This window comes from Kribbella sp. NPDC050124, from assembly GCF_044460355.1.
Lineage (GTDB): Bacteria > Actinomycetota > Actinomycetes > Propionibacteriales > Kribbellaceae > Kribbella.
Map to the genome: position 1 here is coordinate 61,913 of NZ_JBITJU010000004.1, position 23,258 is coordinate 85,170.

The following is a 23,258-nucleotide window of genomic DNA, read 5'->3' on the forward strand; positions in this document are numbered from 1 at the left end:
GCTCAGCCCTCCTCGAGGGTGTGCGTGCCGGTGTCGGCGTGTGGCTCGAGCCGCACGACCGGCAGCGCGGGCGACTGGTTCGATTCCGTGATCCTCGGATCGCGCAGCGCGGACTGCCGTACGGCGACCTTGACCTTGTTGCGGACAAAACTCTGGTCGAGCTGAAGTCGCGCCAGGCGGTAGACGGCGGCGCCGACGCCCAGCAACACCGCCGCTACGACTATGGCCGGCAACGCTGACGGCGACGGATCGAATGTCACGGCGACCGGGGTTCCCACCGGAACGAGAGTGCCGGCCGCAGGCTGCTGGCTCACGATGTCGCCGTCACTGTCCGATCCACCGCCGAACACCAGTCCGACCGCGGACAACGCTGTACGAGCTTGATCAGCGCCGCCCCCGACCAGGTCCGGCACCGGAACCAGCGGGAGTGGGACGAGAGTCACGGTCACCACGCTGCGGGGCTTCACGAACGTGCCTGCTGCCGGCTTCTGACTGGCGACCGTGCGATCGTCGGCCGGCTTGCCACCAAGCACCAGACCGGCGGCCGTCAGCGTTGTGCGGGCGACCCTCACCTTTCGCCCGACCAGTTTCGGGACCTTCACCAGCACCGGCGCAACATTGTCCGATTCGGTCGTGACGCTGACCGCGCTGCCGGCGGGAACCTCGGTTCCGGGCTCCGGGAACTGGTCGCGGATCAGCTCTCCGTCGCCGTCCACCAGGCCCAACACAAGCCCGCGGTCCTCGAGGATCTCGGCGGCGGCCTCGGGCGACCTCCTGATCACCCGCGGTACGACGACCAAGCGCGTCGCCGAGCTGACCGTGATGTCGACAGCGCTGCCGGGAGTCACCTCCTTGCCGGCCTCAGGATCTTGGCTGCGTACGACGTCGCCCTGTCCGGAAACCCGCCCAAGCCGAAGCCCTGCGGTCTTCAGGGCAGTAAGCGCCTTCCCGCGCAGCAATCCGACGATCCGCGGTACAACGGTCAGTTCTGGCGTCGTTGGCACGATCGTCGGCTGCACCTCGGTGACTTCGAACGTCGCGGAGCTCACCAACTTCGAGTTCTGGACGCACTCAGCCCGGACCGTGTAGGGGCCAGGCGCAGCCGTTTCCGGAACCGTGAACGACGCGCTGATCGACCCGTCGGACCCAACCGTGACGGGTTCGCCCATCGGGGTTGTGCCAAAGCTGATCACCACAGTGCCGGGTTCCTCGAGGAGCAGTCCGTTCACCTGGTACTCGTCCACCACGTTCTTCACGCACCCGGCGAACCCATCGGCGGACACACCGACCGGCGTACGGCGCTCGCCACTTCGCGGATCGAGCTTGAGCGGTCCTACCTCACGACTGATTGCGCCTGCCGACTCCGCACCCGCCAGTGCGAGCAGGAGCGCGAGCAGCCCCGCCACCGCAACGGCGGTCAGTCGGCGTATGGAGCAACGGATTCCAGCCATACTGGAACGGAGAACCAGAGGCCGGGACTGATACCTGTTACGGCGAAATCCAGCCGGTGAGCACGGTGACCCCGGCTGCGGTCTGGCAGACCAGCCGGAACGGATGATTCGGGGCCGGGCGGACGATGAAGAAGCCGAGGTCGTCGATCGGCGCGGTTCCGACGTCATCGACGTCGGTGCCGAGGCTCTCGGTGGCCAGTCGGGCCGTGCCGCGTTGCGGTGGGCTGATCTGCCCGAGGACTTCGTGCGGAGTCAGCTCGAGCTCGATGGTCAGGGCATCCGAGCTGAACGTCAGAGTGCGAAGCACCGCACTCTCGGCCCGGGTCAGCGTGAGCTCCTCGGCATCCCACGCGGAGTCGTAGGTGAGCGCGGCAAGCTCCGCATCGATCGTGCGCCAGGCATAGGCTGCCTTGCCCACTTCGACAAAGCCGGCCGGCAGCTCCCGCGCCGTACTCAGGGCATCGCGCAACTGCTCCAGCAGTTGATCGTCATCGCTCCACCATTGGCTGCTCATGGTGATCACCTTCTTCCGGTTCGTGGGCGGAGGCGGTCCGGACAGCGGTCAGCGTGGCGAGCGCCGGCGTCCGGCGCAATCGATCCAGGCAGCGGGCCCGGTTGGGGCCGATGCTGCCGATCGGCATGTGCAGCTTCTGGCTGATCTCGGAGTACGGCGCAGGCGGGTCCTGGACGAGCATCGACAGCAACGCCTGACAGCGCGGCGACAGTTGCGCGAACGCGGCCCGAACCAGCTCACGACGCTCGTGTGCCAGCAGTTCCTCGTCGACCGAGGGCACCATGTCCGGCGTGTCCGCGGGCACGTCCGCCGGATCGAGCGGCTCTGTACGCCTGCCGGTCCGCAACAACCGCAGGCACTCGCGATGAGTCGTGGTGACGATCCAGCCCGGTAGCGCGGCCGGATCTCGCAGGTCGGGCAAGTGCTCGATCAGCAGCAGCCAAACGGTCTGCCCGACGTCGTTGACGTCCTCGGCCGACAGCCGGAACCGTCTGCTGACCGTCCAGACCAGTGGCGCGTACCGTTCCACCAACGCGTCCCAGGCGCCTTTGTCGCCGTTTCTGGCGCCCGCGACCATCCGGATCACGGTTGGGTCATCGCGCATACCGTGACTCCTTCGCGGGCGATAGGAACGTTCTAATGGGACGGAGTCGCGCGGGCTGACGGTGATACATGCCGACTCACACTCCGAGCACGACGAACGAGCAAGCAGTGGCGACGGCGACCGGGTCGTCACCACAACCGGCCCGGACCAGGGCCAGCGACTCGGCGAGTGCGTGACCCGTGTGCAGGTTGTCGTGCAGCAGTGTCATCACCGGTACGGCGGCCCGATCGTTCACCGGCACCACACTGGCCATGATCCCGGCGGCGCCCAGCGGCACCAGACTGCTGGTCAGGCCGAGCAGCTCATCCGCACCGACCGGCTGTGCGAGCGCTGACTCGCAGCTGGACAAGATCAGCCGGTACGGCGCCTGCTTTAGCCGTTCGAAGTCATACACAGTCAGGGGTCCGTCGTCCAGCCGAAGCGACGAGAACAGCGGACTGTCCGCACGGAACGTTCCGTGCGCCGCGATATGCGCCAACCAGGCGCCGTCCAGCGCATCCAGGACTCCCTCCGCGGTAGCTGCTCCGCTGCCGAGCACCGTCGCCTCGGGGTACTGCTCGGACAGCTGCGAAATCTCGGCGCCACCCGAAGGCAGTCCAGGCCCCAGAACCAACGCCACCCGGCGTCCGGTCGGCGGCCGTAGCCGGCGAGCCCGCAGCCAGGTCGCCGCGGACGGCGCCACGCTCACCGCCCGGTTCGCGAGTTCCGGGAGGAGGTGCCACGGCAACGCCTGCAACCGCCCCGGCGGAACGATCACGACCGGCCCGTGCCCCAGATCGCGTGCGGCATCGCCGAGGAGCGCGGACGAGAGCCGCGTACCGATGACGTCCAGGGGTGGCCCCGCCGTCCGACGGGCGCGGGCCAGCCACCGCAGACTGAACAAAGCACGCTGAACCTCGACGACAGCATCGGACAGCGGTCCCACTGGGTGAAGTCGCGGACGTCGATCACGGACCACGACGACGGACAGGAAGTCGTCCACGTCGACCATCTCGACCAGCGTCGTGTCGCGCTGTTCCGCGAAGAGTTGGCCGAGGTCGAACCCGGCGATGGCTCGCGCGTCGTCGCCGTGGGCCTTCAAGGTGCGGGATCGGACGGCGTCCTCCAGCCGTCTCCGTTCCCGCTCCAACGCCGTACCACCAGGTGTTCCGGGAGCCAGGCCTTCAGCTCGCCGTACGACGTCGCGAAGGGCGGCCAGGTCGGCGAGCAACTGCTTGTTGCCGGGCGGACGCAGCGGTGCCGCCGCCAGCGCGGTCGCCCGCCACCGCTCGCTTCGAGTGATCAGCCGGATCGGGTCATTTCGCCGTACGGCGTCTCGGAGGGTCAGCCTGGCCAGCTCAGCGCCATGCGCAGTGGCCCGGGCGCGTAGCTCCGTCGCGCCCATCATCAGACGATGCTCGTCGAGCGCGTCCAATCCACGAGCGCACGCGGTCACCATCCGGTCCATGTTGCCGAGAGCCTCTGCCTGCAACGCCTTGCCGAGCAGGGCCGCAGCGCGTGCAAGAGGTGGTGCGCCTCGGCGCAGCTCGCCAGAGCGTTTCAGTTGGCGGTCGGCCGTCGCGCGGCGGTCCGCGGCCAGCGCGAGCCGGCCGGCGAGCAAGTGCGCGGCAGGGGCTTCCGCAGCCGCCAAACCATCGAGGCGAGTCGCTGACGAGACGGCCTGGCGCAGAAGGTGCGGTCCGCGTTCGCCGGCCAGGAAGCGGGCCTCGAGTTGGGCGGCCGTTGCCCGGGCCGACCACCAGGACCGGCGCTGGGCGGCGAACAGCCGGCGTGCCTCTTCTGCGCGCTTACGCGCGGTCTGCGGATCCGCCGCGGCCAACGCGGCCGTTGCTGCCGTGAAGAGCAGCTCGGCTCGCTTTGTCGGCTGCCCGCCCTCCTTCTCCATCTCGACCACCGCGCGATCGGCTTCGGCTTTCGCTTCGGCGGTCAGCCCGGCAGCAAGCAGTACGCGGCAGCGGTCGATCGCCAAATCGGGCCACGCGACACCCAACTGCTCGAATCGCTTGCCGGCCTCGCCGAGATACTCCAGCGCGAGCGGCAGGTCTCCGCGCGCGAATGCGACCAGACCCCGGTTCTGCCTGGCCTCGGCAAACTCGAACGCCTGCTTGGCCGACGCATACAGGCGTTCGGCGACCGCGAAATCCGCATCGGCCTGACGGGTCTTGCCGAGAGCGAGGTGCGCGAATCCGCGGTAGTTGCGCGAACGCGCCTCCCAGACCGGATCGCCGGCGCGGCGGAGCCGAATCACGGCGCCCCGAAGATCTTCGAGCGCGTCCTGGTGCCTCCCCAGAACCAGGAGTACGTCGGCTCGCCTGATCAGGATCCGCCCGGCAAGGGCTCCGCTGCTGCCCGCGACCGCGCGTTCGAGACAAGCAAGCCCTTGTTTTCCGTAGCCCGCTCGTCCGAGCGTGGCGCCCAACGTGGCCAGTGCGTCGAGCTCGCGTCTGCGATCACCCGACTGTTCTGCGAGCCGCAGGGCCATCCGCAGCTCCCGGATTGCGGTGTCGACGTCACCCAACTGGCGCAGCCCGATGCCCCGGGCTTGGTGAGCGATCGACGCAGCCAACTGGGGCGGACCGCTCGCCAGCAGCCGTTGCGCACCGGAAATCGCCTCCAGCGGACGTGACAAGGCCAGGGGCAGTAGATCCTCCGGCGCCGCCGTCACCTCGACACACCCCCCGGTTTGTCGGCACAGTGAAATGTTAACTGGCCGGATAGTCCCCGCCAGTGATCACAGGGGGAGGAAACAAGATGCCGGACGACAAGAACCCGGGAGGAAACAACAACCAGCCGGGAAATGGTTCAAACGATAAATTCGAAGACCAGATCAATCTGCTGCTGGACGCATTCGGCAATCAGATCGAGATCGATCCGCCGAACTGGCGGACGGCAGGGGTGAACGCGATCTATCGGGCCGGCAGCGTACTGGTTCGGGAACACGACGCACCCAGGACACTCGGCCTGTTCGGCGGCGGGACGCCTCGGCAAAGCAGCCTCGGAGTGACCCGGCTCGACTTGCCGGCGAACGTACCCGCCGACGCACCGGGCCGCGACGCCGGCCTCAGTCCGACGCAACGCTTCCTCGCGCACGCCGACGAACAGTTCGGGCGCGGCACCGTCACACCGGATCACCTGGTCTGGATCTGCAAGAGCGTCAGCCCATGCCCCGCGACAGAACCCGAAACGGTGTCCAACGGCGCGGGTCCGGAGCCGTTCCTGACCGGGGTCGGTAAAGCCGACGGACGTGGTGTGAAAGTAGTCGTCCTGGACGTCGGCTGGACCGAGGCGCCGCACGCAGACTGGCTGAACGGTGTGACCGGCGACGACGAGGACGAATTCGACGACGCGGGCATGATTCGCCCGTACGCCGGTCATGGAACCTTCATCGCGGGCGTCATCCGCGCGATCGCGCCGAAGACCGAGGTGGTGGTCAAGAGCTACTTCGACAAAGCGGGGGCGATGTTCGAAGTGGATCTGGCCGAGCGGTTGGCCGAGGTCGTGGCCGGCAATCCGGACATCATCAGTCTCTCGGCCGGCTCCAAGACGCGCTTCGACCTTCCGGCGCTGGGGCTCGGCACTTTCACCACGCCGAGGGAAGGCACTCTGGACGGCCCGGTCCTCGTCGCCGCGGCGGGTAACGACGGTGACGACCGGAAGTTCTGGCCGGCCGCGCACGACGAGACGGTGTCGGTCGGTGCACTGGCCGCCGACGGAGTCTCCCGCGCGTCCTTCAGCAATTTCGGCAGTTGGGTCGACGTCTACGCGCCGGGAGAGAACCTGATCAACGCGTTCCTGAGCGGCGAGTACCGCTGCACCGAACGGCCGAACAAGGGGAAGCTGCGCGAGTTCGCCGGGATGGCGCGCTGGAGCGGCACCTCGTTCTCGACTCCACTGGTCGTCGGCCTGATCGCCGGCCGGATGTCGTTGACCGGCGAGCGCCCCAAGCAGGCCGCCAACGCCCTGCTCGCCTACAGCCGGACGCGGGTCCTGCCGAAGGTGGGGCCGGTCTTGTTGCCAGGTGACGCGGCTACGCCGAGCTGACAGGCAGCGTGTATCTGGACACCCTCACTGCACCTCCGACTCGTCAGAGGGGGTGTCTGATGACAACACAGTCAGAAGCAACCACAGCGCCGACGAACCCGCCGCCCCAGGAGAGTTGGATCGACAACGCCAAACGGTGGCAGGTCTGGGGCCCGCTGCTCCTTGGCCTGCTGGTGGTCATCGGCTTCAACCTGATCGGCGGCAGTGCACCGGGCGCCTTCTACATCGCCTTGGGCTCTGCCCTGGTCGTCTTGAGCATCCTGCAGCTCCTCGGACGCAGAGATGACGCCAGGCCCGCCCGCCGCAGCCGCGACGTCTGGCTGGCGGTCGCCGTACTCGCGATCGGTCTTGTCCTCGTCGCTGTCTGGTTCTTCGTCGCCAAGGTCGACGGCCTGGGCCTGATCGGCGGGATCGTTGCGTACGTGGCCGCGGGGCACCTTCTGCTGGTCGCGCGCAGCAGCACACGCTGGGCACCCGCGCGCGGGCCAGGGGTGCTCGCCGCCTGTTCCGCACTGTTCCTCGCCGCCTGGCTGTTGCTCGTTCCGGGCGGCGTAGAGCCACCCAGGATGCCGAGGCTGGCGCTGGGCCTGCTGGCGTTTTCGATGCTCTTGGCCCCTGTCGGTGTCTCGCTGGTGTCAGAAGACGTGTTGCGCAAACCGAGCGACCTCGTACGACGCCGCAAGACGATCATCCTGCTCTCCGGATTCGGGATCGTCGCCGTGGCGATCGCCGTGGTCGCGATCCTCGCTGCCCCGGGGCAGATCTACACGCCGTTCGTGTTCGCAGCGGTCGGCGCCTTTCTGTTCGTCGGTCTGATCACCGCCAAGACGCCTGCGGACACCTTGCTGGTCGCCGCCGTACTGGTCGTGCTGACTGCTCTGGGAGCGGACCAGGTGTCCGGACCTCCCGCGGCAGCGAATGGTCGCGTCCTTGTGGCCCTCGGCGACTCCTACATGTCAGGCGAGGGCGCAGAGGCCTTCTACACCGGCACGGACGACTCCGGGGAGAACGAGTGCCGGCGCGCGTCGACGGCGTACCCCTTCGTCTACGGGCGCAGTGATGCGGGCAAGCGGGAGTTCCCGGGCGGGGTCGTCTCCTTCGCTTGCTCAGGCGCCCGGACCGTGCACCTGAACACACGGGAGAACCGCGGCAAACCGCAGTACGACGGCGAGCCGATCGGCGGCCCGGGTCGGACCCAGTTCGAGCAGCTCGAGTCGCTCGTGCAGGCTGACCCCTCGAAGGTCGGACTGATCCTGTTGTCCATCGGCGGAAACGACTCAGGGTTCGCAACCATCGGGCTCACCTGTCTGGCTCCGGGGAACTGCGCCACCCAGTCGGGTCTCTGGCTCAGCAACCTTGCCAACGTGCAGAATTCCCTCAAGGCGACCTACGCGGGTCTCAACGCGATCCTCGCCAAGGCGAACGCCGACATCCCCGTGGTCGTGGTGCCGTATCCAGACCCGTTGGGCGACAACAAGTGCGGTGACGTCGCCTTGTCCCAGACCGAGATCGGATTCGTCCACACCTTCGTCAGCCGGTTGAACAACGTGGTGCGGGTCGAGGCCGCAGCGGCGAAGTTCAAGTACTTGAACACGATGCCGACCGCGCTCGAGGACGCGCAGTTGCGGTTGTGCGACCACGGGCCGAAGACCGGCGTCAACTTCCTGAGCGCACAGTCCATGAACGGCTCGGCGGAGGCGCAGATCAACCCGAAGAACTGGGTGCACAACAGCCTGCACCCCGACGAGGACGGCCACGCCCGGATGAGCACGGTCCTCGCGGACTGGATCGCATCCCAGGCCCTGCCGGCGCAGGAGCACACCGTACCGGCGACGAACGACGAAACCCTGCAGACCGAGCCACAGTGCGGTCTGACCGAGCTCGACGTCCAGCAGACGGGTCTGAGCTGTGCCAGTGCAGCCCGAAAGTGGGTTGTGCGCGAGACCAGCGACTGGCTGAAGGACGTCGCACCGTTCGTCGCCCTTGGCCTGCTTGGCGCCTGGGCGATCTGGCTGGCCGAGCTGGGCCGCTACCGCAACGGCAACGGCATCCTCCACCGCCTTCGCTCTGTGAAGGAGGCGATCCGGGCCTCGCTCCTCAGCTGAGCTCCGTGGACTCGCCTGGGGTGAGGGCGAGGTAAGGGTGGCCGCCGTGTTCGGTCAGGAAGCGCTTGAGCATGCCGAGACCGACCGGGTTGAGGAGGCCGTCGTGGATGCCGACGGTCTGCTGGGACTTGACCGTACGGGCGTACTCGATGGCCGGCGGGAGTGAGAACCACGGACCGGAGATCGGCACCAGGTTGGTGTGGACCTCGCGGTCGGGTCGGGTGAAGGAGTCGCCGGGGTGGTAGACGGCGTCCTCGATCAGGTAGCCGACGTTCTCGCAGGGGACGCCGAGCTCCGGGAGGATGACGGCGTGGTCCTTGCCATAGGCACGTACTGCGTAGCCGGCCGCCTCGAAGGACTGGCCGTCGGCGACCACGGTGACCCGGTCGCCGAGGTCCTCGAGCTGAGCGGCGACGCCGGCGTTCGTGTAGATCGGCGCGTCCAGGGCAGCGATGCGCTCGACGTCCAGGTGGTCGGGGTGCTCGTGGGTGACCAGGATCGCGTCGGCGCGCTCGAAGACCGCGTCCTCGCTGAACGTTCCCGGGTCGACGAGCAGCACCTTGCCGTCCTTCTCCAGCCGGACACAGGCATGCGCGAACTTCGTGAGCTTCACAGTCAGTCTCCCAACGCGTCTCTCATCGGAACCAGCTTGGCGTTCGTCTCGGCGAGCTCGGCGACCGGGTCGGAGCCGGCCACGATGCCCGCGCCGGCGAACAGGCGCATCCGTCGGGGGTCGTCCGGGTCGGCCTGACCGCAGCGCAGCGCGATGCACCACTCGCCGTCGCCCGCCGCGTCCATCCAGCCCACCGGTCCGCTGAACCGGCCACGGCGCATCCCCTCGATCTCACCGATCAGGTCGCGCGCCAGGTCCGTCGGCGTACCGCAGACCGCGGCCGACGGGTGCAGCGCGGCGGCCAGGCCGAGCGCGGAGGCGCCGTTGTTCGCGACGCCGGCCACGTCGGTGGCCAGGTGCATCACGTTCGGCAGGTGCAGCACGAACGGGGTCTCCGGGACGTTCATCGACTTGCAGTGCGGCTTCAGCGCGTCGGCGACCGAGCGGACCGCGAACTCGTGCTCCTCGAGGTCCTTGCTGGACCGCGCCAGCGACGCGGCCAGCGCGAGGTCGTGCGCGTCGTCGCCGGTACGGCGAATGGTCCCGGCCAGCACCCGGGACGTGATCAGGCCCTTCTCCCGCCGGACCAGCAGCTCGGGAGTCGCGCCGATCAGCCCGTCGACGGAGAACGTCCAGCAGTTCGGGTACGCCGACGCGAGCCGGCGCAACGGCCAGCGCAGGTCGATCGGCTGCTCGGCGATCGCGATCAGGTCGCGGGCCAGCACCACCTTGTCGAGCTCGCCGGCGGTGATCCGCTTGATCGCGTCGGCGACGATGCTCGACCAGTCGGTGCCGGACCGGGCGCCGTCGGCGAACGCGACGTCGGACACCGGTGACGGCTCGTGAACGGCGAGCTCCGGCGGCACGGCCAGTGAGGACGCCGGCGAGATCGTGGTCACCCAGGTGGTCCCGCCGCGGCGGCCGACGATCACCTCGGGCACGACCAGCTCGCTCGGGTCGTTGTCGGTGAACCCGAACGATCCGAAGCAGACCAGCCCGGACCCTGGTACGCCGACCTCGTCGCGAACCACCGCGGCCGCGACCAGGTTCTGCCACCAGGTCACCGCCTCCTGGAAGCGGTTGCCACCGGCAACGTCGAGCCGCGCGGCGACGCCCCAGCCGACGTGGCCGTCGGCGCGCCGTACCCAGGCCAGCCCGCCCTCGGCCGGCAGATGGTCCATCAGCTGGGCCGACACTCCGTCGACCCGCTGGCTGCGGATGACCAGATGGGGAGCCTGGCTCCCGACCGGCTCGGACAAGCTCACCGCACCACTCCTCGCTCACGGCGTGGCCCCGGGTCTCGATGGCCGGCCGGTTCCCTGGAGATACCCCTCACGAGATGCAAGCGTATGCCTGCCCGATGTCCGGCGAATTTCGGAGCCCGTCGAGGCCGTGATCAACTAGACAGGTGACCCGCGCAGATCTGAGCAAGGACCCGCAGGCCGTCGCGGCCATGTTCGACAACGTGGCCGAGGGGTACGACCGGACGAACGCGGTCGCGACGATGGGCCTGGAGAAGCTGCACTGGCGGCCGCAGACGTTCGCCGAGATCGCGCCCCGGAAGGGGATGAAGATCCTCGACCTGGCCGCCGGGACCGGTGCGTCGAGCATCAAGTTGCTGGAGGCAGGCGCCGAGGTGGTGTCGTGCGACTTCTCGGTCGGCATGCTGCGGGTCGGCAAGCGGCGCAACCCGGGGCTGGACCTGGTCGCCGGGGACGCGCTGCGGCTGCCGTTCGCGGACGACACGTTCGACGTGGTGACGATCTCCTGGGCGCTGCGGAACGTGAACGACGTCACGGTCGCGCTCCAGGAGATGCTCCGGGTGACCCGGCCGGGCGGGCGGCTCGTCGTACTGGAGCAGTCGCACCCGACCTGGAAGCCGTTCCGGGTGGTGTACCTGGAGTACATGATGCGCGCCGTGCCGGCGGTGGCGAAGGTGGTGTCGACGAACCCGGAGGCCTACGAGTACCTGGCCGAGTCGACCCGGGCCTGGCTCCCGCAGGAGCCGCTCGCACGCGCGATCGAGGCCTCCGGCTGGACTCGCGTGCAGTGGCGCAATCTGACCGGTGGCCTGGTGGCCATCCACCGGGCGGTCAAGCCCGCTTAATTACGCAAGGAAAATCGCGCGTAAATCGCTTGTGGACAAGGGGAAGTGGGCCGGTTTCGTGTCCGAGTCAGGCAGTCCTAGACTGTCGGGTGTCGAGGCTTCGTGAATCCCTTCACGAGCGCACATAGCCCCATGAAACCTTCCAGGCCGGGAATCGAGATGAGCCAGAGCGTGCCGAGCGGGCAGCAGGCGGAGACCGCCGATGTGATCGTCGTCGGCGCCGGACCCGCAGGATCGGCGGCCGCGTACCACCTGGCCAACGCCGGACTCGACGTCCTGCTGCTGGAGAAGACCGCGTTCCCCCGGGAGAAGGTCTGCGGCGACGGGCTCACCCCGCGCGGCACCAAGCAGCTGATCAACATGGGCATCGACATCTCCGAAGAGGCCGGCTGGATCCGCAACTACGGCCTCCGCATCCAGGGTGCCGGGCACGTGCTCCAGCTCGACTGGCCGGACCTGTCCAGCCACCCGAACTACGGGCTGACCCGGAACCGGATGGACTTCGACGACATGCTCGCCCGGCAGGCCGTCAAGGCCGGCGCCCGGCTGCGCGAGCGGACCAACGTGACCGCCCCGATCCTGGACGACCGGGGCTTCATCGTCGGCGTCACCGCCAAGCCGGTCGACGACAACGGCCGCCGCGCCGGCGCCGACGTCGAGTTCCGCGCGCCGCTGGTGATGGCCGCCGACGGCAACTCGTCGCGGCTCAGCATCGCGATGGGCCTGCACAAGCGCGACGACCGCCCGATGGGGGTCGCCGTCCGCACCTACTTCACCAGCCCGCGCCACGACGACGACTACCTCGAGTCGTGGCTGGAGCTGTGGGCCGACGACCCGCAGAACCCGGGCCAGCGCAACCTGCTGCCCGGCTACGGCTGGATCTTCGGGATGGGCGACGGCACCGTCAACGTCGGCCTCGGCATCCTGAACACGTCCGAGGCGTTCGGCAAGGTCGACTACTCCGACCTGCTGAAGCAGTGGCTGAAGAACACCCCGGAGGAGTGGCAGTTCCGGGACGAGTTCCAGACCATCCCGATCCGGGGCGCGGCGCTGCCGATGGGCTTCAACCGGCAGCCGCACTACACCCGCGGCCTGATGCTGCTCGGCGACGCCGGCGGCATGGTCAACCCGTTCAACGGCGAAGGCATCCCGTACGCGATGGAGTCCGGGGCGTTCGCCGCCGAGGTCGCCGCCCAGGCGCTGCACCGGCAGCCGAACCAGCGCGAGCGCGCGCTGTCGGCGTACCCGAAGGCGCTGAAGCAGGAGTACGGCGGCTACTACACGCTCGGCCGGATCTTCGTGAAGCTGATCGGAAATCCGGAGGTGATGCGGCTGTGCACGAAGTACGGTCTGCCGCGCACCACCCTGATGAAGTTCACCCTGAAGTTGCTGGCCAACCTCACCGACCCGCGCGACGGCGACGTGATGGACAAGATCATCAACGGGCTCACCAAGGTCGCCCCGGCCGCCTGAAACCGGCGGGGCGAGTGAGATGGGCCACAGCGGTACTGATAACACAGTGCTGGTAACACAGCTGACCGGAAACGCAGACAGACAGACCACCGGCTGAAGGAGGGAGCACGAACCCGATGCACCCTTACGTACCGATCCTCGTTCTCGGTGTGCTCGCGGCGATCTTCGTGGCGGGCACCTTGGTGACGAGCGCGCTGGTCGGACCCAAGCGCTACAACCGGGCCAAGCTCGACTCCTACGAGTGCGGGATCGAGCCGACCCCGCAACCGGTCGGTGGCGGGCGGTTCCCGGTGAAGTACTACATCACCGCGATGCTCTTCATCGTGTTCGACATCGAGATCATCTTCCTCTACCCGTGGGCGGTCGCCTTCGACCAGATGGCGCTGTTCGGGCTGATCGAGATGGTCATCTTCATCGTCACCGTCTTCGTCGCGTACGCCTACGTGTGGCGCCGCGGCGGACTGGAGTGGGACTGAGCCATGGGTGTTGAGGAACAGCTTCCGGCCGGCGTGCTGCTGACCACGATCGAGGGCCTGTCCGGCTACATGCGGAAGGCGTCGTTGTGGCCGGCAACCTTCGGGCTGGCCTGCTGCGCGATCGAGATGATGACCACCGGCGCGCCGAGGTACGACGCCGCCCGGTTCGGCATGGAGGTCTTCCGGGCGTCGCCGCGGCAGGCCGACCTGATGATCGTGGCCGGCCGGGTGAGCCAGAAAATGGCGCCCGTACTGCGTCAGATCTACGACCAGATGCCGAACCCGAAGTGGGTGCTCGCGATGGGTGTCTGCGCGTCGTCGGGCGGCATGTTCAACAACTACGCGATCGTGCAGGGCGTGGACCACGTGGTCCCGGTCGACATGTACCTGCCCGGCTGCCCGCCGCGGCCGGAGATGCTGCTGGACGCGTTCCTCAAGCTGCACGACGACATCCAGCACAGCAAGCTCGGCGCGCACAAGCGGGCGGAGCTGCAGGAGCGTGAGGCGGCCGCGTTGGCAGCCTCGCCGACCCTCGAGATGAAGGGGCTGCTCCGGTGAGCGACACGCAACCCGAGAACCTGCCGGCGACGTCGGCGGCCGGTGACGCTCAGACCCCGGCGGCCGAGGTGGTGGACCAGCGGAAGGGCATGTTCGGTGTCCGCGGCACCGGTGACACCTCCGGCTTCGGCGGCCTGCGCCGCCAGGTCGCGTTGCCCGGCGGTACGCCGAAGCCGTACGGCTCCTGGTTCGACGGCGCGACCGACCGGCTGGAGGGCCTGGTCGGCGACGGCGCGATCGAGAAGGTCGTGGTCGACCGCGGCGAGCTGACCCTGCACGTCCAGCGCGAGCGCCTGGTCGAGGTCTGCAAGCACCTGCGCGACGACGAGGCGCTGCGGTTCGAGTTCTGCTCCGGCGTCAGCGGCGTGCACTACCCGAACGAGACCGGCCGCGAGCTGCACGCGGTCTACCACCTGATGTCGATGACGCACAACCGGCGGATCCGGCTGGAGGTGTCCGCCCCGGACGCCGACCCGCACATCCCGTCGATCGTCTCGGTCTACCCGGCCAACGACTGGCACGAGCGCGAGACCTGGGACTTCTTCGGCATCATCTTCGACGGTCACCCGGCGCTGACCCGGATCCAGATGCCGGACGACTGGCCGGGCCACCCGCAGCGCAAGGACTACCCGCTCGGCGGTATCGACGTCGAGTACAAGGGCGCCGTCATCCCGCCGCCCGACACGCGGAGGTCGTACAACTGATGACCACAACAGACCCGTACGCGACCACTCGCGACACCACCGAGGGCAAGGTCTTCACCGTCACCGGCCAGGACTGGGACTCGGTCGTGGCCGGCCTCGGCGAGGAGCCCGAAGAGCGCGTCGTCGTCAACATGGGCCCGCAGCACCCGTCCACCCACGGCGTGCTCCGGCTCATCCTCGAGCTCGACGGCGAGACGGTGACCGAGGCCCGCTGCGGCATCGGCTACCTGCACACCGGGATCGAGAAGAACATGGAGTTCCGCTCCTGGACGCAGGGCGTCACGTTCTGCACCCGGATGGACTACCTGTCGCCGTTCTACAACGAGACCGCCTACTGCCTCGCGGTCGAGCGGCTGCTCGGGATCGAGGACCAGATCCCGGACAAGGCGAATGTGATGCGGGTGCTCCTGATGGAGCTCAACCGGATCAGCAGCCACCTGGTCTGCATCGCCACCGGTGGCATGGAGATCGGCGCGCTCACCGTGATGACGATCGGCTTCCGGGAGCGGGAGATGACGCTCGACCTGTTCGAGCTGATCACCGGCCTGCGGATGAACCACGCGTTCATCCGGCCGGGCGGGGTCGCCCAGGACCTGCCGCCGGGTGCGCTGGACAAGATCCGCGAGTACATCACCTGGATGAACAAGCACCTGCCCGAGTACGCCGAGCTGTGCAACGCGAACCCGATCTTCAAGGGGCGGCTGCAGAACGTCGGCTACCTGGACCTGGCCGGCTGCATGGCGCTGGGCATCACCGGCCCGCCGCTGCGCTCGACCGGGTACGCGATGGACCTGCGCAAGACCCAGCCGTACTGCGGCTACGAGACGTACGACTTCGACGTCCCGACCTGGGACACCGCCGACTCCTACGGGCGGTTCCGGGTCCGGCTGCAGGAGATGCACGAGTCGCTGAAGATCGTCGAGCAGTGCGCCGACCGGCTGGCCAAGATGGAGGGCGAGCCGGTGATGGTGGCCGACAAGAAGATCGGCTGGCCGAGCCAGCTGGCCGTCGGCACCGACGGGATGGGCAACTCGCTCGACCACATCAAGCACATCATGGGCGAGTCGATGGAAGCCCTGATTCATCACTTCAAGCTGGTCACCGAGGGCTTCCGGGTGCCGGCCGGGCAGGCCTACGTGGGGATCGAGTCGCCGCGCGGCGAGCTCGGCTGCCACGTGGTCTCCGACGGCGGCACCAAGCCGTACCGGGCGCACTTCCGTGACCCGTCCTTCGCAAACCTGCAGGCGATGCCGATCATGTGCGAGGGCGGCCAGGTCGCCGACGTGATCGTCGCCGTCGCCAGCCTTGACCCGGTGATGGGTGGAGTGGACCGATAGATGGCCGAGAACCACGCGACTGCAACCGACAAGCCGGTGCCGTACAGCACCGGTGACTCGAACATCACCGACACCACGATCGCGGAGATGCGCGAGCTGGCCGCCCGCTACCCGCAGGGCCGGTCGGCGCTGCTGCCGATGCTGCACCTGGTGCAGTCGGTCGAGGGCCGGGTCACCCCGGAGGGCATCGAGGCGTGTGCCGAGGTGCTCGGGCTGACCGGTGCCGAGGTGTCCGCGGTGGCGACCTTCTACACGATGTACAAGCGCCGCCCGGTCGGTGACTACCACGTCGGCGTCTGCACCAACACGCTGTGCGCCGTGATGGGTGGCGACCTGATCTTCGAGCGGCTGAAGCAGCACCTGGACGTCGGCAACGACGAGACCACCGAGGACGGCAAGATCACCCTCGAGCACCTGGAGTGCAACGCCGCCTGCGACTACGCGCCGGTGATGATGGTGAACTGGGAGTTCTTCGACGACATGACGCCGGAGTCGGCCACCCAGCTGGTCGACGACCTGCGCGAGGGCGCCGAGGTGAAGTCGCCGCGCGGCGCCACCATCTGCACCTGGCGCGAGGCCGAGCGGGTGCTCGCCGGGTTCCCGGACGGCCGGGCCGACGAGGGCCCGACCGGCGGCAAGGCGACGCTGGCCGGTCTCCGGCTGGCCCGCGAGCGGAACTGGACGGCTCCGGGTGGCCGCGGCGGTTCGCCGGCGCCGCTCGACGCCGTTCCGGGTCCGCGTCCCGAGGACCAGCCGGGACGTGAGTCGCAGGCCGTCCACACCGACGACCCGCGCAAGGAGGACTGACCATGCTGACCCCGGTACTGTCCGACAACTGGGACCAGATCCGCTCCTGGCAGCTGGCGTCGTACCAGCGCGCCGGTGGGTACGACGCACTGCAGAGCGCACTGCGGATGCAGCCGGCCGACGTGGTCGCCGCGGTCAAGGACTCGGGTCTGCGCGGCCGTGGCGGCGCCGGCTTCCCGACCGGGATGAAGTGGTCCTTCATCCCGCAGGACAACCCGAAGCCGAAGTACCTGGTGGTGAACGCGGACGAGTCCGAGCCGGGCACCTGCAAGGACATCCCGCTGATGCTGGCCTCGCCGCACACGCTGGTCGAGGGCGTCATCATCTCGTCGTACGCGATCCGCGCGAGCACCGCGTTCATCTATGTCCGCGGTGAGGTGCTGCACGTGATCCGCCGGCTGCAGCAGGCGGTCGAGGAGGCGAAGGCGGCCGGTTACATCGGCGCCAACATCCTCGGCTCCGGCTACGACCTGGACGTGATCGTGCACGCCGGCGCGGGCGCCTACATCTGCGGCGAGGAGACGGCGCTGCTCGACTCGCTGGAAGGCCGTCGCGGTCAACCCCGGCTGCGTCCTCCCTTCCCGGCGGTGGCCGGTCTGTACGGCTGCCCCACTGTGATCAACAACGTCGAGTCGATCGCATCCGTTCCCGCCATCATCAAGAACGGCGCGGACTGGTTCTCATCGATGGGCACCGAGAAGTCCAAGGGCATGACGCTGTACTCGCTGTCCGGGCACGTCACCCGGCCGGGTCAGTACGAGGCGCCGATGGGGATCACGCTGCGACAGCTGATCGACCTGGCCGGCGGGATCCGCGAGGGCCACGAGCTGAAGTTCTGGACCCCGGGCGGGTCCTCGACTCCGCTGCTGACCGCCGAGCACCTCGACGTACCGCTGGACTACGAGGGCGTCGGCTCGGTCGGCTCGATGCTGGGCACGAAGGCGCTGCAGATCTTCGACGAGACCACCTGCGTGGTCCGCTCGGTGCTGCGCTGGACCGAGTTCTACAAGCACGAGTCCTGCGGCAAGTGCACCCCGTGCCGTGAGGGCACCTGGTGGCTGGTGCAGATCCTCGAGCGGCTGGAGCACGGCAAGGGCACCGAGGATGACCTGGCCGAGTTGCTCGACCTGTGCGAGAACATCACCGGCCGCTCGTTCTGTGCGCTGGCCGACGGTGCGACGGCGCCGATCAGCAGCTCGATCCAGCACTTCAAGGACGAGTACCTGGCGCACTTCGAGAACGGCGGCTGCCCGTTCGACCCGATGGCAAGCACTGTCTTCGCTACCGCTGGAGCAAGCGCATGACGATCGTCTCCAACACAGGGAATCCGCCCGCTGAGGTGGAGCGCACCGATCTGGTGACCGTGACCATCGACGACATCGAGGTCAAGGTTCCGAAGAACACCCTGCTGATCCGGGCCGCGGAGCAGATCGGGATCCAGATCCCGCGGTTCTGCGACCACCCGCTGCTCGACCCGGTCGGCGCCTGCCGGCAGTGTCTGGTCGAGATCACCGACGCCGGGAACGGCCGGGGCATGCCGAAGCCGCAGGCCTCCTGCACGATCACCGTTGCCGACGGCATGGTGGTCCGCACCCAGGTGACCTCGCCGGTCGCGGACAAGGCGCAGCACGGGATCATGGAGTTCCTGCTGATCAACCACCCGCTGGACTGCCCGGTCTGCGACAAGGGCGGCGAGTGCCCGCTGCAGAACCAGGCGATGACCAACGGGCGCGGCGAGACCCGGTTCACCGAGGTCAAGCGGACCTACCCGAAGCCGATCAACATCTCGGCCGAGGTGCTGCTCGACCGCGAGCGCTGCGTGCTGTGCGCCCGCTGCACCCGGTTCTCCGAGCAGATCGCCGGCGACCCGTTCATCGCGCTGATCGAGCGCGGTGCGCTGCAGCAGGTCGGCATCTACGAGAAGGAGCCGTTCGAGAGCTACTTCTCCGGCAACACCATCCAGATCTGCCCGGTGGGCGCGCTGACCAGCGCCGCGTACCGGTTCCGGTCCCGGCCGTTCGACCTGGTCTCGGTTCCGTCGGTGGCGGAGCACGACTCCTCCGGCGCGGCGATCCGGGTCGACTACCGGCGCGGCAAGGTGATGCGCCGGCTGGCCGGCGACGACCCGTTGGTCAACGAGGAGTGGATCTCGGACAAGGACCGGTTCGCGTTCAACTACGCGACCACCGGTGACCGGCTGACCCACCCGCTGATCCGCGAGGACGGCGAGCTCCGGCCGGCGTCCTGGCCGGAGGCGCTGACCTTCGCCGCGGAGAAGCTGACCGCGGCCCGCGGCAACGCGGCGGTGCTGACCGGTGGCCGGCTCACCCTCGAGGACTCCTACGCGTACTCGAAGTTCGCCCGGGTCGCGCTCGGCACCAACGACATCGACTTCCGGGCCCGGCCGCACTCCGCGGAGGAGGCGGACTTCCTCGCCGCCGCGGTGGCCGGCACCGGTCTCGGGACGTCGTTCGCCGACCTGGAGAAGGCCGGATCGGTTCTGCTCGTCGGGTTCGAGCCCGAGGAGGAGGCGCCGTCGGTGTTCCTGCGGCTCCGCAAGGGCGTCCGCGCGCACGGCACCAAGGTCTTCACGGTCGCGGCCTACGGGTCGCGCGGCGTGGAGAAGCTCGACGGCGTCGTCGTACCGGCGTCGCCTGGGACCGAGGCCGCCGTACTGACCGACCTGGGCAACGCAGGTGAGACCGGTGCGGCCGCGCTGGCCGCGCTCGGGCCGGACTCGATCATCATCGTCGGCGAGCGGTTGGCGAGCGCTCCGGGTGGGTACTCGACGGCGCTGCGGCTGGCCCTGGACACGGGTGCTCAGCTGGCCTGGATCCCGCGTCGTGCGGGTGACCGGGCCGCGCTCGAGGCCGGCTGCCTGCCGGGTCTGCTGCCCGGTGGCCGGCTGGTGTCGGACCCGCACGCTCGGGTCGACATGCAGGCCGCATGGGGTGTCGAAAGCCTGCCGGCGAACGTCGGCCGGGACCTGACCGAGATCCTCGCCGCGGCGGGTTCGCTGCAGGCGCTGGTGGTCGCGGGGGTCGAGATCGACGACCTGCCGGATCCGGCGGCGGCGTTGGCCGCGCTGGAGGCCGCGCCGTTCGTGGTCAGCTTCGAGGTCCGCAACTCGCAGGTCACCGAGCACGCCGACGTCGTCTTCCCGGTGGTTCCGCCGGCGGAGAAGGACGGCACCTTCGTCAACTGGGAGGGTCGCGAGCGGCCGTTCCCGGTGGTGCTGAAGGTCCCGGCCGCGATGCCGGACGTGCGGGCGCTGGCCGCGCTGGCGCAGGAGATGGACCGCTCGCTCGGGTTCACCACTCCGGCCGGCGCGAAGAAGGAGTTCGACGAGCTCGGCCGCTGGGACGGCGACCGTGCGCAGGAGCCGACGTACCAGGCCGGTCCGTCGCTCGGCGCCTTCGACTCCACCCGGCTGGCGACCTGGCGGATGCTGATCGACGACAGCCGCGCGAACGACGGCGAGCCGCACCTGACCGCGACGGCCCGCAAGCCGGTCGCCCGGATCTCGCTCACCACCGCGCACCGGGTCGGTGTCGCCGACGGTGACGAGCTGGTGGTCAGCACCGACGCCGGGTCGATCCGGCTGCCGGTGGTGATCAGCCCGATGACCGACAACGTGGTGTGGCTGCCGGCCAACTCGGCCGACTCCCACGTCCGCCGGTCGCTGCACGCCGACCATGGCTCGATCGTGACGATCGCCGGAGGGAACGCATGAACATCCCGCTCGCGGTGCCGGACGCAGGCGTCGGCAACGACCCGTGGTGGGTCGTCGGCCTGAAGGTGCTGCTGGTCTTCGTCTTCCTGGTCGTGCTGACGCTGTTCAACATCTGGTGGGAGCGCCGGGTGGTAGCCCGGATGCAGCACCGGATCGGCCCGAACGTGCACGGACCGCAGGGTCTGCTGCAGTCGCTCGCCGACGGCATGAAGCTGATGTTCAAGGAAGACCTGATGCCGAAGGGCGTCGACAAGCTCGTCTTCGTCGCCGCCCCGGTGATCGTGTCGATCCCGGCCTTCCTGACCTTCGCGGTGATCCCGTTCGGCCCGACGGTGAAGATCCCGTTCACCGACACCTACACCCGGCTGCAGATCACCGACCTGCCGGTGTCGGTGCTGTACGTGATGGCGGTCGCCTCGATCGGCATCTACGGCATCGTGCTCGGCGGCTGGTCGTCCAACTCGACGTACTCGCTGCTCGGCGGCCTGCGGTCCAGCGCGCAGATGATCTCCTACGAGGTCGGCATGGGCCTGGCGCTGGTGACGGTGTTCCTGTTCGCCGGCTCGATGTCCACCTCGGAGATCGTCGCGGCGCAGGGCTCGAACCAGTCGATCAACCTGTTCGGTGCGGAGATCCCGATCCCGGGCTGGTACGCGTTCCTGCTGTTCCCGTCGTTCGTGATCTACGTGATCTCGATGGTCGGCGAGACGAACCGGGCGCCGTTCGACCTGCCGGAGGCCGAGGGCGAGCTGGTGGCCGGCTTCCTGACCGAGTACTCGTCGATGAAGTACGCGATGTTCTTCCTGGCCGAGTACATCAACATGGCGACCGTGTCGGCGCTGGCGACCACGCTGTTCCTGGGCGGCTGGCGGGCGCCGTGGCCGATCTCGATCTGGGACGGCGCGAACTCCGGCTTCTGGCCGGTGCTGTGGTTCGTCGGCAAGATGATGTGCTTCATCTTCTTCTACATCTGGCTGCGCGGAACCCTGCCGCGACTGCGCTACGACCAGTTCATGAAGCTGGGCTGGAAGATCCTGATCCCGGTCTCGCTGGGCTGGATCCTGCTGGTCGCCACCGTCCGCGCGGTCGGCCGGGAGACCACCTTCAGCCGGACGACGCTGCTGGTGGCCGCGGGTGTGGTACTGGCGATCGCGATCGTCACGATGTTCGTCCCGCAGAAGCCCAAGCCCGAGAAGCTCACCGAGGACGACCGCGCGAGGGACTTCGACGCCTTCGCGGGTGGGTACCCGGTGCCCCCACCGCTCGTTCACACGGAGCGCCGAAGCGAGCCTGAAACCCGTAGCAAGGAAGGCAGCCGTGGCTAGTGTCAAAGAGTCCCTCTGGGACCCGGTAGCCGGGTTCGGGGTCACCTTCCGGACGATGTTCCGCAAGGTGTTCACCGAGCAGTACCCGTTCGACAAGAAGCCGACCGCGCCGCGTTTCCACGGCCGCCACCAGCTGAACCGCTGGCCGGACGGTCTGGAGAAGTGCATCGGCTGCGAGCTCTGCGCGTGGGCCTGCCCGGCGGACGCGATCTACGTCGAGGGCGCGGACAACGCAGATGACACGGCGGGCGGCTCCGGTCGTTTCTCCCCGGGCGAGCGCTACGGCCGCGTCTACCAGATCAACTACCTGCGCTGCATCCTCTGCGGTCTGTGCATCGAGGCCTGCCCGACCCGGGCGCTCACCATGACCAATGAGTACGAGCTGGCCGACCGCACCCGCGAGTCCCTCATCTACGAGAAGAAAGACCTGCTGGCGCCGCTGCTGCCCGGGATGCAGGAGCCGCCGCACGAGATGCAGCTCGGCAGCACCGAGAAGGACTACTACCTCGGCCTGACCGGCGCCGCCGCGCCGGCCGAGGGCGGTGACGCCAAATGATCGGCCTCGTCACCGGCGCCCAGGTGGCGTTCTGGACGCTGGCGCCGATCATGGTGCTGGCCGCGATCGGGATGGTGCTGGTCCGCAAGGCGGTGCACTCGGCGCTGCTGCTGGCCACCGTGATGGTCTGCCTGGCGGCCCAGTACGCCGCTCAGGACGCGCCGTTCCTGTTCGCCGTACAGATCATCGTCTACACCGGCGCGATCCTGATGCTGTTCCTGTTCGTGCTGATGCTGGTCGGTGTGGACGCGAGCGACTCCCTGGTGGAGACGATCCGCGGGCAGCGGCTGCTGGCCGGCCTGGCGTTCCTCGGCTTCGGCGCCCTGCTGGTCGCGGCGGTCGGCAACGCGGTGTACGGCAACCCGGTCGGGCTGGCCGACGCGCAGCCGGAGGGCAACCCGAAGGGGATCGCGCAGCTGCTGTTCGGCAAGTACGTGTTCGCCTTCGAGGCGACCTCGGCGCTGCTGATCACCGCGGCGCTCGGCGCGATGATGCTGGCGCACCGCGAGCGGCTGACCAAGAAGCGCACCCAGCGCGACCACGCCGAGGACCGGATCCGCAAGTACGCCGAGTCCGGCGTGCACCCCGGTCCGCTGCCGACCCCGGGTGTGCTGGCCCGGCACAACGCCGTCGACACGCCGGCGCTGCTGCCGGACGGATCGATCGCACCGACCTCGGTTTCGCGGGTGCTGCAGGCCCGTGGCACGGTGTACCCCGAGGCGCAGGAGCGGTCGGACGTCGAAGAGGTCCGTGAGATCAGCGAGGGCGACCCGGGTGACAAGGTCCCGTCCGAGCCCGAGGGCACGGACCTCTCCGGTTATGGCGAAGGAGACAAGGCGTGAGCGAGCGGAGCG

The 23,258-nt window shown here is 68.7% G+C and carries 20 protein-coding genes; 14 read left to right on the forward strand and 6 right to left on the reverse strand.

Features of this window, described 5'->3' with window-relative positions; genetic code table 11:
- Positions 1-2: 2 nt before the first annotated feature.
- From ACIBL3_RS12590 to ACIBL3_RS12605, 4 genes are all read right to left on the reverse strand, one after another.
- The gene (locus ACIBL3_RS12590) at positions 3-1,451 is read right to left on the reverse strand and encodes a PASTA domain-containing protein (RefSeq protein WP_396353422.1); all 1,449 of its coding nucleotides are present in this window, start codon (positions 1,449-1,451) and stop codon (positions 3-5) included.
- A gap of 37 nt (positions 1,452-1,488) precedes the next feature.
- On the reverse strand, positions 1,489-1,965 hold the full coding sequence (locus ACIBL3_RS12595; RefSeq protein WP_396353423.1) for a hypothetical protein: 477 nt from the start codon (positions 1,963-1,965) through the stop codon (positions 1,489-1,491).
- A complete protein-coding gene (locus tag ACIBL3_RS12600; protein WP_396353424.1) occupies positions 1,940-2,569 on the reverse strand; it encodes an RNA polymerase sigma factor in 630 nt (209 codons plus the stop codon). The genes ACIBL3_RS12595 and ACIBL3_RS12600 overlap by 26 nt, the downstream gene beginning before the upstream one ends.
- A 76-nt stretch (positions 2,570-2,645) precedes the next feature.
- Positions 2,646-5,234: a CHAT domain-containing protein gene (locus ACIBL3_RS12605; protein ID WP_396353425.1), complete on the reverse strand. Its 2,589-nt coding sequence runs from the start codon at positions 5,232-5,234 to the stop codon at positions 2,646-2,648.
- Between the two features lie 86 nt (positions 5,235-5,320).
- Here ACIBL3_RS12605 and ACIBL3_RS12610 point away from each other — a divergent pair, with 86 nt between their 5' ends.
- Together ACIBL3_RS12610 and ACIBL3_RS12615 are read left to right on the forward strand one after the other, a co-directional pair.
- A complete protein-coding gene (locus ACIBL3_RS12610) occupies positions 5,321-6,610 on the forward strand; it encodes a S8 family peptidase (protein ID WP_396353426.1) in 1,290 nt (429 codons plus the stop codon).
- A gap of 59 nt (positions 6,611-6,669) precedes the next feature.
- Positions 6,670-8,715 carry an SGNH/GDSL hydrolase family protein gene (locus ACIBL3_RS12615; protein ID WP_396353427.1) on the forward strand — a complete coding sequence of 682 codons (2,046 nt, stop codon included), beginning with the start codon at positions 6,670-6,672 and terminating at the stop codon, positions 8,713-8,715.
- Here ACIBL3_RS12615 and ACIBL3_RS12620 read toward each other — a convergent pair.
- Positions 8,708-9,328: an MBL fold metallo-hydrolase gene (locus ACIBL3_RS12620; RefSeq protein WP_396353428.1), complete on the reverse strand. Its 621-nt coding sequence runs from the start codon at positions 9,326-9,328 to the stop codon at positions 8,708-8,710. The two genes, ACIBL3_RS12615 and ACIBL3_RS12620, sit on opposite strands and share 8 nt — an antisense overlap.
- Before the next feature lie 2 nt (positions 9,329-9,330).
- Complete coding sequence (locus ACIBL3_RS12625) at positions 9,331-10,593, reverse strand: isochorismate synthase MenF (RefSeq protein WP_396353429.1); 1,263 nt, start codon at positions 10,591-10,593, stop codon at positions 9,331-9,333.
- A 143-nt stretch (positions 10,594-10,736) separates the two neighbouring features.
- On the opposite strand from ACIBL3_RS12625, the gene ACIBL3_RS12630 reads away from it, so the two are divergent.
- From ACIBL3_RS12630 to ACIBL3_RS12685, 12 genes are all read left to right on the forward strand, one after another.
- Entirely contained in the window at positions 10,737-11,435 is a 699-nt protein-coding gene (locus ACIBL3_RS12630) for a demethylmenaquinone methyltransferase (protein ID WP_396353430.1), read from the forward strand.
- Between the two features lie 159 nt (positions 11,436-11,594).
- Positions 11,595-12,908: a geranylgeranyl reductase family protein gene (locus tag ACIBL3_RS12635; protein ID WP_396353431.1), complete on the forward strand. Its 1,314-nt coding sequence runs from the start codon at positions 11,595-11,597 to the stop codon at positions 12,906-12,908.
- A gap of 116 nt (positions 12,909-13,024) precedes the next feature.
- On the forward strand, positions 13,025-13,384 hold the full coding sequence (locus ACIBL3_RS12640) for an NADH-quinone oxidoreductase subunit A (RefSeq protein ID WP_132147066.1): 360 nt from the start codon (positions 13,025-13,027) through the stop codon (positions 13,382-13,384).
- Between the two features lie 3 nt (positions 13,385-13,387).
- On the forward strand, positions 13,388-13,942 hold the full coding sequence (locus ACIBL3_RS12645; protein WP_396353432.1) for a NuoB/complex I 20 kDa subunit family protein: 555 nt from the start codon (positions 13,388-13,390) through the stop codon (positions 13,940-13,942).
- Positions 13,939-14,646, forward strand: a complete 708-nt coding sequence (locus ACIBL3_RS12650; RefSeq protein WP_396353433.1) for an NADH-quinone oxidoreductase subunit C — start codon at positions 13,939-13,941, stop codon at positions 14,644-14,646. The genes ACIBL3_RS12645 and ACIBL3_RS12650 overlap by 4 nt, the downstream gene beginning before the upstream one ends.
- Complete coding sequence (locus ACIBL3_RS12655; RefSeq protein ID WP_396353434.1) at positions 14,646-15,983, forward strand: NADH-quinone oxidoreductase subunit D; 1,338 nt, start codon at positions 14,646-14,648, stop codon at positions 15,981-15,983. Before ACIBL3_RS12650 ends, ACIBL3_RS12655 begins: the two co-directional genes overlap by 1 nt.
- Complete coding sequence (gene nuoE, locus ACIBL3_RS12660; RefSeq protein WP_396353435.1) at positions 15,984-16,790, forward strand: NADH-quinone oxidoreductase subunit NuoE; 807 nt, start codon at positions 15,984-15,986, stop codon at positions 16,788-16,790.
- A gap of 2 nt (positions 16,791-16,792) precedes the next feature.
- Positions 16,793-18,094: an NADH-quinone oxidoreductase subunit NuoF gene (gene nuoF, locus ACIBL3_RS12665; RefSeq protein ID WP_396353436.1), complete on the forward strand. Its 1,302-nt coding sequence runs from the start codon at positions 16,793-16,795 to the stop codon at positions 18,092-18,094.
- A complete protein-coding gene (locus ACIBL3_RS12670) occupies positions 18,091-20,523 on the forward strand; it encodes an NADH-quinone oxidoreductase subunit G (RefSeq protein WP_396353437.1) in 2,433 nt (810 codons plus the stop codon). The genes nuoF and ACIBL3_RS12670 overlap by 4 nt, the downstream gene beginning before the upstream one ends.
- Positions 20,520-21,848, forward strand: coding sequence for an NADH-quinone oxidoreductase subunit NuoH (gene nuoH / locus ACIBL3_RS12675; protein ID WP_396353438.1), 1,329 nt, complete (start codon positions 20,520-20,522; stop codon positions 21,846-21,848). Before ACIBL3_RS12670 ends, nuoH begins: the two co-directional genes overlap by 4 nt.
- Positions 21,841-22,404: an NADH-quinone oxidoreductase subunit NuoI gene (nuoI, locus tag ACIBL3_RS12680; RefSeq protein WP_396353439.1), complete on the forward strand. Its 564-nt coding sequence runs from the start codon at positions 21,841-21,843 to the stop codon at positions 22,402-22,404. Before nuoH ends, nuoI begins: the two co-directional genes overlap by 8 nt.
- Positions 22,401-23,246 carry an NADH-quinone oxidoreductase subunit J gene (locus ACIBL3_RS12685; protein WP_396353440.1) on the forward strand — a complete coding sequence of 282 codons (846 nt, stop codon included), beginning with the start codon at positions 22,401-22,403 and terminating at the stop codon, positions 23,244-23,246. The genes nuoI and ACIBL3_RS12685 overlap by 4 nt, the downstream gene beginning before the upstream one ends.
- The last annotated feature ends 12 nt before the right edge of the window (positions 23,247-23,258 follow it).

Bases quoted from the DNA above. Each gene is read 5' to 3' on its own strand.
- ACIBL3_RS12590 (WP_396353422.1), bottom strand. From the start codon at position 1,451: ATGGCTGGAATCCGTTGCTCCATACGCCGACTGACCGCCGTTGCGGTG.
- ACIBL3_RS12595 (WP_396353423.1), bottom strand. From the start codon at position 1,965: ATGAGCAGCCAATGGTGGAGCGATGACGATCAACTGCTGGAGCAGTTG.
- ACIBL3_RS12600 (WP_396353424.1), bottom strand. From the start codon at position 2,569: ATGCGCGATGACCCAACCGTGATCCGGATGGTCGCGGGCGCCAGAAAC.
- ACIBL3_RS12610 (WP_396353426.1), top strand. From the start codon at position 5,321: ATGCCGGACGACAAGAACCCGGGAGGAAACAACAACCAGCCGGGAAAT.
- ACIBL3_RS12615 (WP_396353427.1), top strand. From the start codon at position 6,670: ATGACAACACAGTCAGAAGCAACCACAGCGCCGACGAACCCGCCGCCC.
- ACIBL3_RS12635 (WP_396353431.1), top strand. From the start codon at position 11,595: ATGAGCCAGAGCGTGCCGAGCGGGCAGCAGGCGGAGACCGCCGATGTG.
- ACIBL3_RS12640 (WP_132147066.1), top strand. From the start codon at position 13,025: ATGCACCCTTACGTACCGATCCTCGTTCTCGGTGTGCTCGCGGCGATC.
- ACIBL3_RS12645 (WP_396353432.1), top strand. From the start codon at position 13,388: ATGGGTGTTGAGGAACAGCTTCCGGCCGGCGTGCTGCTGACCACGATC.
- ACIBL3_RS12655 (WP_396353434.1), top strand. From the start codon at position 14,646: ATGACCACAACAGACCCGTACGCGACCACTCGCGACACCACCGAGGGC.
- nuoE (WP_396353435.1), top strand. From the start codon at position 15,984: ATGGCCGAGAACCACGCGACTGCAACCGACAAGCCGGTGCCGTACAGC.
- nuoF (WP_396353436.1), top strand. From the start codon at position 16,793: ATGCTGACCCCGGTACTGTCCGACAACTGGGACCAGATCCGCTCCTGG.
- ACIBL3_RS12670 (WP_396353437.1), top strand. From the start codon at position 18,091: ATGACGATCGTCTCCAACACAGGGAATCCGCCCGCTGAGGTGGAGCGC.
- nuoH (WP_396353438.1), top strand. From the start codon at position 20,520: ATGAACATCCCGCTCGCGGTGCCGGACGCAGGCGTCGGCAACGACCCG.
- ACIBL3_RS12685 (WP_396353440.1), top strand. From the start codon at position 22,401: ATGATCGGCCTCGTCACCGGCGCCCAGGTGGCGTTCTGGACGCTGGCG.